Origin of the sequence: Streptomyces sp. Ncost-T10-10d, from assembly GCF_900091955.1 — a bacterium.
GTDB lineage: Bacteria > Actinomycetota > Actinomycetes > Streptomycetales > Streptomycetaceae > Streptomyces.
This window is the reverse complement of record NZ_FMDF01000084.1, coordinates 39,732-52,377: the sequence shown is the minus strand read 5'-3', so window position 1 is coordinate 52,377 and position 12,646 is coordinate 39,732. Positions and strand designations below refer to the sequence as shown.

The window sequence follows — 12,646 nt, the reverse complement described above, 5'->3', positions numbered from 1 at the left end:
CCCGGCGGCGGACCGGCCGCCGCGCGCGACGCCCGCGCGGTGCTGGCCCGGGCGGCGGACGGCGACGAACCCTACGCGGTCTCGGTGGTACGGGACACGGCGGGCTCGGTCGCTCAGCGGCTGCTCGCCTCGATCGTCTCGGTCGCGGCATCGATCGCGGAGCGCTCCATCGCCACCCCCGCCGATATCGACCTGGCCGTCACGGCCGGTCTCGGCTACCCCGTCGGCCCGCTGGCCTGGGGCGACCGGATCGGCGCCGAACGGATGCTGGAGCTGCACCGGGCGCTGCACCGCACGACGGGCGACCCGCGTCACCGCCCGAGCCGCTGGGTCACCGAACGCGCCCAGCTCGGTCTGGCGCTGACGGACCCGGGGACGTCACCCGCCGACTGCACGGCCGGCGCCGCGTCGTCGTGACGGCGCGGCGGGACCTGCCGCGGGCTTGCAGTCCCGGCGGGTCCCGCCGTACGCGGCCCGCGTCCTCGGAGACATCTGAAGATCACGACCATGTCCGTTTCGTACAAGACCCGTGGCGGGGGCCCGGCCTACGGTCGGAACATGACTCCACGCATGGACGCGATCGGCATCATCACCGCGGATCTGGCCGCATCGCTCACCTTCTACCGCCGGCTCGGTCTCGACATCCCCGCCGACGCGGAATCCGCACCACATGTCGAAGTGACGCTCCCGGGCGGGCAGCGGCTGCTGTGGGACACCGAGGACGTCATCGGCTCGTTCGACCCCGACTGGTCCGCGCCGCGCGGCGGGGAACGCCTCTCACTCGCCTTCCTCTGCGACAGCCCGGCGGAGGTGGACGCGGTGTACGACGACCTGACCGGCGCCGGATACCGGGGACATCTGAAGCCTTGGGACGCGGTGTGGGGGCAGCGTTACGCGACGGTCCTCGACCCGGACGGCTGCGCGGTGTCGTTGTTCGCCGCCAACGGCTGAGACCGAGTGCTGCCCGGCCCCCGTTACGTGGGCGTGAGGTAGGCGGTCAGGGTGGTCCCGGCCAGGTCGCGCATCTCCCGCGCCAGATGGGCCTGGTCGGTGCAGCCCGCCTCGACCGCCGCTTCGGCGTACGGCGTTCCGGACCGGGCGAGAGTGAGCGCACGCTGCAGCCGCAGGACCCGGGCGAGCGTCTTGGGTCCGTAGCCGAAGGCCGCGAGTGAGCGGCGGTGCAGCTGGCGGGCGCCGAGGCCGGCCGTCTGCGCGGTGTCCGCGACGGACCGCCCGGCGCCGAGCTGTGCGGCGACGGACCGCATCACAGCGTCCGGCGGTGGCGTGTCGGCCGCCCGCCGCAGGGCGACGGTCTCCAGTGCGGCGGCGGGGTCGGGGGCTTCGGCGAGGCGCTCGTTGAGTACGCGGACCAGCGCGCCCGGCCACAGGTCCGCGAGGTCGACCCGGCGGTCGCGCAGTTCGTGCGCCGGTACGCCGAGGAGCGCGGGGGCCGTGCCGGGCGCGAAGCGGATGCCCGTGTACTGCCCGCCGGTTCCGACGGCCGACGTCCCGGCACGGGTGTCGGGGCCCGCGACGAGCAGCCGTCCGCCGATCCAGAGCAGGTCCATGCAGCCGTCGGGCAGCACCGGATGGACCGATCCCCCCGGCACACTCAGTGTCCACACGGTCGCACCGTCGAACCGCGACGCCCGCTCTTCGTACCTGTCGGCCATGGACCCCACGCTATTCCCGTCGGCGAACGGATCGGCTTGCCCGGTCGCCGCACCGGCCGTACCCGCCGGACAGCGGGCGTCCTCAGTCGTCGGACGGGTTGTTCGGCTTGTCCGACTCCTTGTCGCGGCTCGGCTGCAGCCGGGACTTCACATCGTCCGGCGGCAGGAACCTCGACCAGCGCTCCGGGAACTCGGACGGCATATAGGAACTGTCACCGTCCTCGTCCTCGTCCTCGTCCTCGTCGTCGTCCCAGCCCCCGTCCTGGTTCTCCGCCTGCGTCCGCGCGACGAACTCCGCGGCCTGGGCCGCTCGTACCCGCTCATTGGCCGCACGTGCCGCGGCCGTCGCCAGCGAGGGCCACACCCGGTCGATCGCGGCATTGACCGCCGCTCCGACCAGCACCGCGAACGCGGAGATACCGATCCACAGCAGGACGGCGATCGGGGCCGCCAACGAGCCGTAGATCGTGGGCCCCTCGACCGTACTCGTGAGGTAGATCCGCAGCAGGAAGCTGCCGAGCACCCACATCGCGAGCGCCACCAGCGCACCCGGCACATCCTCGATCCACGGTGAACGGACCGGTACGGACACGTGATAGAGCGTCGTCAGGAACGCGATCGACAGCAGGATCACCAGCGGCCAGTACAGAACGCTTATGACCTCGGTGCCCCACGGGATGAGCTCCACGACCCGGTCGGGGCCGACCACGAGCAGCGGCAGCACGACGGCACCGAGCAGCAGCGCGACGACGTACAGCAGGAAGGAGAGCAGCCGCGTCTTGACGATGCCGCGCTGGCCGTCGAGGCCGTACATCACCGTGATCGTGTCGATGAAGACATTGACCGCGCGGGAGCCGGACCAGAGCGCGATGGCGAAGCCGATGGAGATGACATCGGGCCGGGCGCCGGTGGTGACGTCCGCCAGGAGCGGTTTGGCGAAGTCGTTCACACCCCGCTCGCTGAGCACTGTCTGCGCGGCGTTGAGGATGTTGCGCTCGATGGAGGCGACCGTGGTGGTGTTGGTCCACTCGTCGACGTAACCGAGCAGACCGATCAGGCCGAGGAGCAGCGGAGGCAGGGACAGCAGGGTGAAGAACGCCGCCTCGGCGGCGAGTCCCAGAATGCGGTACTCCATGCACGAGTTGACGGTGTCCTTGAGCAACTGCCAGACCATCTGCCGCTTGGAAACGTTGCGGTAGAGGACTCGCGCCCGGTGGAGCCGACCCGGTGGCCGCTCGGGTGTTTCATTTGCTGCCTGCACATCCTTACCGTATCGGCATGGCAGCCACCACCCACACAGTGTCCAACCAGGTACCGCCGCTGGTCGGCTACGACGTCTTCGGCGCCGACCGCGCGCTCACGGAAGCGGTGCGACGTCACCTGCCGCCCGAGCTCCTCGACGAGGCCCGGGGCGAGCTCGGCGAGCTGGGCAGATCCGCGGGCTCCGCGCAGGCGCAGGCGTGGGGGGCGCAGGCGAACGAGAATCCGCCGGTGCTGCGTTCCCACGACCGGTACGGGAATCGCATCGACGAAGTGGAGTTCCATCCGGCCTGGCACCGGCTGCTGGGTCATGCGGTCGGCGCGGGTCTCACCGACGCCTGGGGCAGGCCCGGCGGCCATGTGCGGCGGGCGGCCGGTTTCCTGGTGTGGACGCAGGCCGAGGCGGGGCACGGCTGCCCGCTGTCCATGACGCACGCGGCGGTGCCCGCGCTGCGGACCGATCCGGCGCTGGCCGCCGACTGGGAGCCGCTGCTGACCTCGAAGGTGTACGAGCAAGGGCTGCGGCCCGCGGCGCAGAAGGCCGGTGTGCTCTTCGGGATGGGCATGACGGAGAAGCAGGGTGGCACGGACGTTCGGTCCAATACGACGCGGGCCGAGCCGCTGGCAGCGGAGGGCGAGTATCTGCTCACCGGGCACAAGTGGTTCTGTTCGGCGCCGATGTCCGACGGCTTCCTGGTGCTGGCGCAGGCGCCCGCCGGCCTGACGTGTTTTCTGCTGCCCCGGGTGCTGCCCGACGGCACGCGCAACACGTTCGCGATCCAGCGACTGAAGGACAAACTGGGCAACCGGTCCAATGCGTCGAGCGAGGTCGAGTTCGACGGGACGTGGGCGCGCCGGGTCGGTGACGAGGGGCGCGGGGTGCGCACCATCATCGAGATGGTGGCGGCGACCCGGCTGGACTGTGTGGTCGGTTCGGCGGCGCTGATGCGGCAGGCGGTGGCGCAGGCGATCCACCACTGCACATACCGCAGCGTGTTCGGCGAGGTATTGATCGAGAAGCCGCTGATGCGCAATGTGCTGGCCGATCTGGCGCTGGAGTCGGAGGCCGCGACGGTGCTGGCGCTTCGGCTGGCGGCGGCGTACGACGCCGATACGGAGGGCGAGCGGGCCTTCCTGCGGATCGCGGTGCCGACGGCGAAGTACTGGGTGACGAAGCGGTGCACGCCGATGGTGGGTGAGGCGCTGGAGTGTCTCGGCGGCAACGGTTACGTCGAGGAGTCCGGGATGCCGCGGCTGCTGCGCGAGGCGCCGCTCAACTCGATCTGGGAGGGCTCCGGGAATGTACAGGCGCTGGATGTGCTGCGGGCGCTGCAGCGCGAGCCACTGGCACTGAACGCGTTCCTCCAGGAGGTCGGCAGGGCGCGCGGCGCCGATCACCGGCTGGACGCGGCGATCAAGGACATGCTGACGGAGCTCGCCGATCTGAACGGGATCGAGGCGCGGGCCCGCAGGCTGGTCGAGCGGATGGCTCTGGTCCTGCAGGGTTCGCTGCTGGTGCGCTGGGCGCCGCCGGAGGTCGCCGACGCGTTCTGTGCGTCACGGCTGGGCGGGGACTGGGGCACGGCATTCGGGACGCTGCCGCACAGCCTCGATCTGGCATCGGTCGTGGAACGGGCGCGGCCCGTCGAGCGATAGCCGGAGAGATACGGCAACGGAGGGTGGTGCTGCGCCGACACGGCACCACCCTCCATGCTGTGCACACCGGACAGCGGGACACGGACGCCGCCGTGCGGTGTTCCGTCACTCTCGTACGGACCTGTGCTCCCTCGCCAGAGTTGCAAAGGGTTGCAACCATTGTGTGGAGTGCGCACTGCGGGGACCCTCGCAGCGGGCAGGATGGGCCCGGGGGCCATTTGTCCGGCGCCGGCATCTTGGGGGAACGAGAGTGGACACAAGCGCTGCCGAGGTGACGCGATCGGCTGTGCCGCGGTCCGTCGAGGCCCTCCGCATGATCCACCGTGCCAGGGAGGCGAAGGTCGTGGGCGAGCGCTCACCGGTTGCCCCGCGTGCGGAGATCGGCGCCTCGTGGGACCGGGCGCTGCGCAGCGGTGTCGATCCGGATCAGTCCACCGAGAGCGTGCTGCTGGACACGGACGAGATCGAGCACCGGCGCCGGAGCTCGACGCTGGGCGAGGTGATGCCGTTGCTCAGCGAGGGCCTGGTCTCCCTGGCGGATGCCGCCCAGCAGATCGTGGTGGTCACCGATGTGGAGGGCCGGGTGCTGTGGCGCCAGGGCAATCCGGGGGTGCTGCGCCGGGCTGACGGCATCTGTCTGGCGGAGGGCGCGGCCTGGGCGGAGGCGAGCACGGGGACGAACGCGATCGGTACGGCGCTCGTCTCGCGCACACCGGTCCAGGTTCATTCGACCGAGCATTTCGTGCGCAGACTGCACAGCTGGACCTGCGCGGCGGCCCCGGTGTGTGATCCGCGGGACAGCCGGCTGATCGGCATCGTCGACATCAGCGGTCCGGCGTCCACGTTCCATCCGACCTCGCTCGCCCTGGTCGGTTCGGTGGCCAGGCTGGCCGAGAGCGAGATCAGGAACCGCCATCTCCAGGCGATCGACCGGCTGCGTTCGGTGGCGGCACCACTGCTGTGCCGGCTGGGCGGACGGGCCCTGGCGGTGGACACCCACGGCTGGCTCGCCGCGGTGACCGGGATGCCGCCGGTCGACCGGCTGCCGCTGCCGAAGTCGTTGCAGCCGGGCCGGGTGTGGCTGCCGTCGCTCGGTATGTGCCAGGTCGAGCCGCTGCCCGGCGGCTGGTTGGTGCAGGTCACGGACGGGCCTTCGGACGGGCCGCCGCGACGGGTGGTGCTGGACCTCAGCCGGCCGCGCGGGCTCACGGTCCATAGGGTGAGTGCGGTGGGCACCTGGACGCAGCGGCTCTCGCCGCGCCATGCGGAGCTGCTGTACGCCCTGGCGCTGCACCGCGAGGGGCGTACGGCATCCGAGCTGGCGGAGGACATCTTCGGCGATGCGACCCGCACGGTGACGGTGCGGGCGGAGATCTCGCGGATACGCCGCCATCTCGCGGAGGTGCTCGCACACCGCCCGTACCGCTTCGGCGAGGGGGTCGAGGTCGAGGTGATCCAACCGGATCATCCGGCCGATCTGCTGCCGCGCTCGACGGCTCCGGTGGTGGTCAGGGCACGTAAGGGGTCCTAGGACCTCTCTGGCGCCGGTTGCCTGCGGTCCCGCCGTCCGAGCCGCGGGACCGGCTTGGGCCCCGGCCGCACGGCATGGTTCCCTGGCAGCCATGAGCAACCCCGCGCACACCGCAGCGACCACCGCCGAGGTGACCATCTGGTCCCTGGAACAGACCTCCCCCGACGATCTGCGCCCCGCCGCGGTCCCGGAGGGCGACGTGCGGATCGTGCGGTCCGAGATCCCGCTGCCCGAGTTCAGCCGGTTCCTGTACACGGCGGTCGGCGGCGACATCCAGTGGACGGACCGGCTCACGATGACGTACGCGCAGTGGCAGGAGGCCCTGGACCGGCCCGGAGCGGAGACCTGGGTGGCGTACGAGAACGGCACCCCGGCGGGATACATCGAGCTGGACCCGCAGGACGACGGCGCGGTGGAGATCATGTACTTCGGGCTGATTCCGGCTTTCCGGGGACGCCGGATAGGCGGCCATCTGCTCTCGCACGGCGTCGCCCGCGCCTGGGACCTGGCGGAACGCTGGCCCGAGCGGACACCGACGAAGCGGGTGTGGCTGCACACCTGCTCCAAGGACGGCCCGCACGCCATGGACAACTATCTGCGGCGCGGCTTCAAGCTGTTCGACACGAAGGTGGAGCTGGAGCCCGAGGCGGCGACGCCGGGACCGTGGCCGGGGGCGGCGCGGTAGCGCGCGGACAGCAACTCCCGGCGCCAGAGAGGGAGATTGCGGCCATTACGGGTGGCCCGGTCTGCGCGGGTCGAGTGATGGGCACCACACTGTCTCGCATCACGGGACAGTCCCGTCCACATCATGGATAGTGGTGGACTGGTCCGAGATTCGCGTGACAGGCTTCCGTCATGCCTGGAACTGGAATTGCCTTGGTGAGTCGACGCCACGTCGACCTCGGCCGCGTGTCCAGCGCCATCTGTCCGGCGAGCTGAGAGTCCCAGCACCGCCGCGATCCCCTTTTCTCTGCAAACCCTGCGCACCGCCGCGCCTCAGCGCGAGTGTGCAGTTCAGAGCCGCCCTCCTGCAGTCCCGAAGGACGTACCGTCATGGCCGCTACCCCGGAACAGTCTGCGACCACCACGCCCCGCCGCAAGGCCGGACGCCACCGTGGCGAAGGCCAGTGGGCCGTGGGGCACCACACTCCGCTCAACGGCAATGAGCAGTTCAAGAAGGACGACGACGGTCTCAATGTGCGGACACGCATTGAGACGATCTACTCCAAGCGCGGTTTCGACTCGATCGACCCCAACGACCTCCGTGGACGCATGCGCTGGTGGGGCCTCTACACCCAGCGCAAGCCCGGGATCGACGGCGGCAAGACCGCGATCCTGGAGCCGGAGGAGCTGGACGACAAGTACTTCATGCTGCGGGTCCGGATCGACGGAGGCCGGCTGACCACCGAGCAGCTGCGGGTCATCGGTGAGATCTCGCAGGAGTACGCGCGCGGCACCGCGGACATCACCGACCGGCAGAACATCCAGCTGCACTGGATCCGCATCGAGGACGTCCCGGCGATCTGGGAGAAGCTGGAGGCCGTCGGGCTCTCCACCACCGAGGCATGCGGTGACTGCCCCCGCGTGATCATCGGCTCCCCGGTGGCCGGGATCGCCGCCGACGAGATCATCGACGGGACGCCGGCGGTCGACGAGATCCACGAGCGCTACATCGGCAACAAGGAATTCTCGAACCTGCCGCGCAAGTTCAAGACCGCGATCTCCGGCTCGCCGGTGCAGGACGTGGTGCACGAGATCAACGACATCGCGTTCGTCGGCGTCGTCCACCCCGAGCACGGCCCGGGCTTCGACGTCTGGGTCGGTGGCGGTCTCTCCACCAACCCGCGCCTCGCCGAGCGGCTGGGCGCCTGGGTGCCTCTCGACGAGGTGCCGGACGTCTGGGCCGGGGTCGTCGGCATCTTCCGTGACTACGGGTACCGCCGACTGCGCACCCGCGCCCGCCTGAAGTTCCTGATGGCCGACTGGGGCCCGGCGAAGTTCCGCCAGGTACTGGAGGACGAGTACCTGAAGCGTCCGCTCGTCGACGGGCCCGCGCCCGCGGAGCCCAGCGGCCGCTGGCGCGACCACATCGGCGTCCACCAGCAGAAGGACGGCCGGTTCTACCTCGGATTCGCACCCCGGGTCGGCCGTGTGGACGGCTCCACCCTGGCCAAGATCGCCGACCTGGCGGCCGCCCACGGCTCGGACCGGCTGCGCACCACCGTCGAGCAGAAGATGCTCATCCTCGATGTGGAGCAGGACCAGGTGGACTCCCTGGTCGCCGGCCTCGAAGCGCTCGACTTCCAGGTGAAGCCCTCGCCGTTCCGGCGGGGCACGATGGCCTGCACCGGCATCGAGTTCTGCAAGCTGGCGATCGTCGAGACGAAGGCGCGCGGCGCCTCGCTCATCGACGAACTGGAGCGCCGCCTGCCGGAGTTCGACGAGCCGCTCACCATCAACATCAACGGCTGCCCCAACGCCTGCGCCCGCATCCAGACCGCGGACATCGGCCTCAAGGGCCAGCTCGTGCTGGACGCCGACGGCAACCAGGTCGAGGGCTACCAGGTGCACCTGGGCGGCGCCCTGGGCCTGGAGGCCGGGTTCGGCCGGAAGGTCCGTGGTCTGAAGGTCACTTCGGCCGAACTGCCCGACTATGTCGAGCGGGTCCTGGGCCGTTTCCAGGAGGAGCGCGAGGACGGCGAGCGGTTCGCGACCTGGGCGGCGCGTGCCAGTGCGGAGTCGCTGTCATGAGCGAACGCGCCGCCCCGTTCTACTGCCCCTACTGCGGCGACGAGGACCTGCGCCCGCACGAGACCGGCCACGGCGCCTGGGAATGTGCCTCCTGCAACCGCGCGTTCCAGCTGAAGTTCCTGGGCCTGCTGACCCGGGGGTTGCAGCGTAACGACGTCGAACGGGACGGGATATGACAGGGGATCAGATCGAAGAACGCAGCGTCGAGGAGCTCAAGGAGCTGGCCGCGCGGGCGGCCCGGGAGCTGGAGGAGGCCTCCGCGCCGGAGATCCTCCAGTGGGCCGCCGACACCTTCGGCAGGAAGTTCTGCGTCACCTCGTCCATGGAGGACGCCGTCGTCGCCCACCTCGCCTCGCGCGCCCTTCCGGGGGTGGACGTGGTCTTCCTCGACACCGGCTATCACTTCCCCGAGACGATCGGCACCCGCGACGCGGTCGAGGCCGTGATGGACGTCAACGTCATCACGCTGACTCCGCGCCGGTCCGTGGCCGAGCAGGACGCCGAGTACGGTCCGAAGCTGCACGACCGCGACCCGGACCTGTGCTGCGCGTTGCGGAAGGTCAAGCCCCTTGAGGAGGGCCTGACTTCGTACGCGGCCTGGGCGACCGGGCTGCGCCGCGACGAGTCCCCCACCCGGGCGAACACCCCGGTCGTCGGCTGGGACGAGAAGCGGCAGAAGGTGAAGATCTCACCGATCGCCCGCTGGACGCAGGACGACGTCGACGCGTACGTGGCCGAGCACGGCGTTCTCACCAACCCGCTGCTGATGGACGGATACGCCTCCGTGGGCTGCGCGCCCTGCACCCGCCGAGTGCTGGAGGGCGAGGACGCACGCGCCGGACGCTGGGCCGGCCGGGGCAAGACCGAGTGCGGGCTGCACGACTGATGACGACTGATCAGGAGATCTCGATGAGCGTGACGGAGACGGGAGCCACCATCTGGCTGACCGGTCTGCCGAGCGCGGGCAAGACCACCATCGCGTACGAACTCGCCGGGCGGCTGCGCGGCGAGGGCCACCGCGTGGAGGTGCTCGACGGCGACGAGATCCGGGAGTTCCTCTCCGCGGGTCTCGGCTTCTCCCGCGAGGACCGCCACACCAACGTCCAGCGGATCGGCTTCGTCGCCGAGCTGCTGGCGGCCAACGGCGTGAAGGTGCTGGTCCCGGTCATCGCCCCGTACGCGGACAGCCGGGACGCGGTACGCAAGCGGCACCAGGCCGAGGGCACCGCGTATCTGGAGGTGCATGTCGCGACTCCGGTCGAGGTGTGCTCCGTACGCGATGTGAAGGGCCTCTACGCCAAGCAGGCGGCCGGCGAGATCAGCGGGCTCACCGGGGTCGACGACCCTTACGAGGCGCCCGAGTCGCCGGATCTGCGGATCGATTCGCACCGGCAGACCGTGCAGGAGTCCGCGGCGGAGCTGTATGCGCTGCTGAGCGAGAGGGGTGCGGCGTGACGACCGTCGCGACTGTGCCGGAAGGCACCGACAATCCGTACGCACTCAGCCACCTGGACTCCCTGGAGTCCGAGGCCGTACACATCTTCCGCGAGGTGGCGGGCGAGTTCGAGCGGCCGGTGATCCTGTTCTCCGGCGGCAAGGACTCCATCGTGATGCTGCACCTGGCGCTCAAGGCGTTCGCGCCCGCGCCGGTGCCGTTCACGCTGCTGCACGTCGACACCGGGCACAACTTCCCCGAGGTGCTGGAGTACCGCGACCGGACGGTGGCCCGGCACGGGCTGCGGCTCCATGTCGCCTCCGTACAGGAGTACATCGACGCGGGGAAGCTCCGCGAACGCCCGGACGGCACCCGCAACCCGCTGCAGACCGTGCCGCTGACCGAGGCGATCCAGCAGCACCGCTTCGACGCCGTGTTCGGCGGCGGGCGCCGTGACGAGGAGAAGGCGCGTGCCAAGGAGCGGGTCTTCTCGCTGCGCGACGAGTTCTCCCAGTGGGACCCGCGCCGCCAGCGCCCCGAGCTGTGGCAGCTGTACAACGGCCGCCACGCCCCCGGCGAGCACGTCCGGGTCTTCCCGATCTCCAACTGGACCGAGCTCGACGTCTGGCAGTACATCGCCCGTGAGGGCATCGAGCTTCCGGAGATCTACTTCGCCCATGAGCGCGAGGTCTTCAACCGCTCCGGCATGTGGCTGACCGCGGGCGACTGGGGCGGCCCCAAGGAGGGCGAGCGGGTCGAGACCCGGCAGGTGCGCTACCGCACGGTCGGCGACATGTCGTGCACCGGCGCCGTCGACTCGGATGCGACGACGCTGGACGCCGTGATCACCGAGATCGCCGCCTCACGGCTCACCGAGCGGGGCGCGACGCGTGCCGACGACAAGATGTCCGAGGCCGCGATGGAAGACCGTAAGCGCGAGGGGTACTTCTAGGATGACCGCACTCACCCAGCACACAGAGCAGTTGTCGACCACCACCCTGCTGCGGTTCGCCACCGCAGGGTCCGTCGACGACGGCAAGTCCACCCTTGTCGGACGTCTTCTGCACGACTCCAAGTCGGTCCTCACCGACCAGCTGGAGGCCGTCGAGAACGCCTCGCGCAGCCGGGGCCAGGAGGCGCCGGACCTGGCGCTGCTGACCGACGGACTGCGGGCCGAGCGCGAGCAGGGCATCACCATCGATGTCGCCTACCGCTACTTCGCCACGCCGCGCCGCCGGTTCATCCTGGCCGACACCCCGGGGCATGTGCAGTACACCCGGAACATGGTGACGGGGGCCTCGACGGCCGAGCTCGCCGTCGTCCTGGTCGACGCCCGCAACGGCGTCGTCGAGCAGACCCGCCGGCACGCCGCCGTCGCGGCGCTGCTGCGGGTGCCGCACGTGGTCCTGGCCGTCAACAAGATGGATCTGGTCGACTACGCGGAGCCCGTGTTCGCCGCCATCGCCGAGGAGTTCACCGCGTACGCCGCATCCCTCGGCGTCCCGGGCTGGGGGTCTGGGGGGGACCCCCAGGAGAACTGGTGTACCGCGATCCCGATCTCCGCGCTGGCCGGTGACAACGTCGTGGAACCGTCCTCGCACATGGACTGGTACGGCGGCCCCACGGTCCTGGAACACCTGGAGACGGTGCCGGTCAGCCATGACCTCACCGCCTGCCACGCCCGCTTCCCCGTCCAGTACGTCATCCGGCCGCAGACGGCCGAGCACCCGGACTACCGGGGCTACGCGGGCCAGATCGCGGCCGGTGCCTTCCGCGTCGGCGAGGCCGTCACCGTCCTGCCCTCGGGCCGTACGTCGACGGTCACCGCGATCGACGCACTCGGCGAGAGCGTCGACGTCGCCTGGGCGCCCCAGTCGGTGACGATCCGGCTGGCCGACGACATCGACATCTCGCGCGGCGACCTGATCGCCCCGTCCGACGACGCACCGGCGGTCACGAGGGACGTCGAGGCGACCGTCTGCCATGTCGCGGACCAGCCGCTCACTGTGGGCCAGCGGGTGCTGCTCAAGCACACCACCCGCACGGTCAAGGCGATCGTCAAGGACATCCCCTCGCGCCTCACGCTGGACGACCTCTCCCAGCACCCGGCACCCGGCCGGCTCGTCGCCAACGACATCGGCCGGGTCGTCGTCCGCACCGCGGAGCCGCTGGCGCTCGACGCGTACGCGGACTCCCGGCGCACCGGCTCCTTCCTCCTGATCGACCCGGCGGACGGCACCACGCTGACGGCCGGCATGGCCGGTGCCTCGTTCGCCGCCGTGGCCGAGGCCGCCGCCACCGACGACGCCGGATGGAACTTCTGATGAGTATCGACATCTA

General features: G+C 70.6%; 14 protein-coding genes. 12 read left to right on the top strand and 2 right to left on the bottom strand.

Annotation, left to right across the window (positions count from 1 at the left end; all coding sequences use genetic code 11):
* Both GA0115254_RS12895 and GA0115254_RS12890 read left to right on the top strand, forming a co-directional pair.
* Positions 1–417: 3-hydroxyacyl-CoA dehydrogenase family protein (locus GA0115254_RS12895; RefSeq protein WP_256102536.1), on the top strand; the 417-nt coding region annotated here is incomplete at its 5' end.
* Between the two features lie 90 nt (positions 418–507).
* Positions 508–951, top strand: coding sequence for a VOC family protein (locus GA0115254_RS12890; protein ID WP_093895409.1), 444 nt, complete (start codon positions 508–510; stop codon positions 949–951).
* A gap of 23 nt (positions 952–974) precedes the next feature.
* Here GA0115254_RS12890 and GA0115254_RS12885 read toward each other — a convergent pair whose 3' ends face one another.
* Positions 975–1,673, bottom strand: a complete 699-nt coding sequence (locus GA0115254_RS12885) for a helix-turn-helix domain-containing protein (RefSeq protein ID WP_093895408.1) — start codon at positions 1,671–1,673, stop codon at positions 975–977.
* 82 nt (positions 1,674–1,755) lie between these two features.
* Positions 1,756–2,934: a YihY/virulence factor BrkB family protein gene (locus GA0115254_RS12880; protein ID WP_256102535.1), complete on the bottom strand. Its 1,179-nt coding sequence runs from the start codon at positions 2,932–2,934 to the stop codon at positions 1,756–1,758.
* 17 nt (positions 2,935–2,951) lie between these two features.
* Between GA0115254_RS12880 and GA0115254_RS12875 the strand changes: the two genes are divergently transcribed.
* From GA0115254_RS12875 to GA0115254_RS12835, 10 genes are all read left to right on the top strand, one after another.
* Positions 2,952–4,589 (top strand): acyl-CoA dehydrogenase family protein, encoded by a 1,638-nt coding sequence (locus GA0115254_RS12875; RefSeq protein ID WP_093895406.1) that lies wholly within the window; start codon positions 2,952–2,954, stop codon positions 4,587–4,589.
* Between the two features lie 313 nt (positions 4,590–4,902).
* On the top strand, positions 4,903–6,120 hold the full coding sequence (locus GA0115254_RS12870) for a helix-turn-helix domain-containing protein (protein WP_093895416.1): 1,218 nt from the start codon (positions 4,903–4,905) through the stop codon (positions 6,118–6,120).
* Positions 6,121–6,211: 91 nt separating this feature from the next.
* Positions 6,212–6,805 (top strand): GNAT family N-acetyltransferase, encoded by a 594-nt coding sequence (locus GA0115254_RS12865; RefSeq protein WP_093895405.1) that lies wholly within the window; start codon positions 6,212–6,214, stop codon positions 6,803–6,805.
* A gap of 170 nt (positions 6,806–6,975) precedes the next feature.
* Positions 6,976–7,059: a putative leader peptide gene (locus GA0115254_RS47525; protein ID WP_317864749.1), complete on the top strand. Its 84-nt coding sequence runs from the start codon at positions 6,976–6,978 to the stop codon at positions 7,057–7,059.
* A gap of 114 nt (positions 7,060–7,173) precedes the next feature.
* Positions 7,174–8,871 carry a nitrite/sulfite reductase gene (locus GA0115254_RS12860; protein ID WP_093895404.1) on the top strand — a complete coding sequence of 566 codons (1,698 nt, stop codon included), beginning with the start codon at positions 7,174–7,176 and terminating at the stop codon, positions 8,869–8,871.
* Positions 8,868–9,047, top strand: a complete 180-nt coding sequence (locus GA0115254_RS12855) for a hypothetical protein (protein WP_093895403.1) — start codon at positions 8,868–8,870, stop codon at positions 9,045–9,047. Before GA0115254_RS12860 ends, GA0115254_RS12855 begins: the two co-directional genes overlap by 4 nt.
* Positions 9,044–9,757, top strand: coding sequence for a phosphoadenylyl-sulfate reductase (locus tag GA0115254_RS12850; protein WP_093895402.1), 714 nt, complete (start codon positions 9,044–9,046; stop codon positions 9,755–9,757). The genes GA0115254_RS12855 and GA0115254_RS12850 overlap by 4 nt, the downstream gene beginning before the upstream one ends.
* A 23-nt stretch (positions 9,758–9,780) precedes the next feature.
* Positions 9,781–10,326 (top strand): adenylyl-sulfate kinase, encoded by a 546-nt coding sequence (gene cysC, locus GA0115254_RS12845; RefSeq protein ID WP_370740864.1) that lies wholly within the window; start codon positions 9,781–9,783, stop codon positions 10,324–10,326.
* Complete coding sequence (cysD, locus tag GA0115254_RS12840; RefSeq protein ID WP_093895400.1) at positions 10,323–11,258, top strand: sulfate adenylyltransferase subunit CysD; 936 nt, start codon at positions 10,323–10,325, stop codon at positions 11,256–11,258. The genes cysC and cysD overlap by 4 nt, the downstream gene beginning before the upstream one ends.
* Position 11,259: 1 nt before the next feature.
* A complete protein-coding gene (locus tag GA0115254_RS12835) occupies positions 11,260–12,630 on the top strand; it encodes a sulfate adenylyltransferase subunit 1 (RefSeq protein WP_093895399.1) in 1,371 nt (456 codons plus the stop codon).
* The last annotated feature ends 16 nt before the right edge of the window (positions 12,631–12,646 follow it).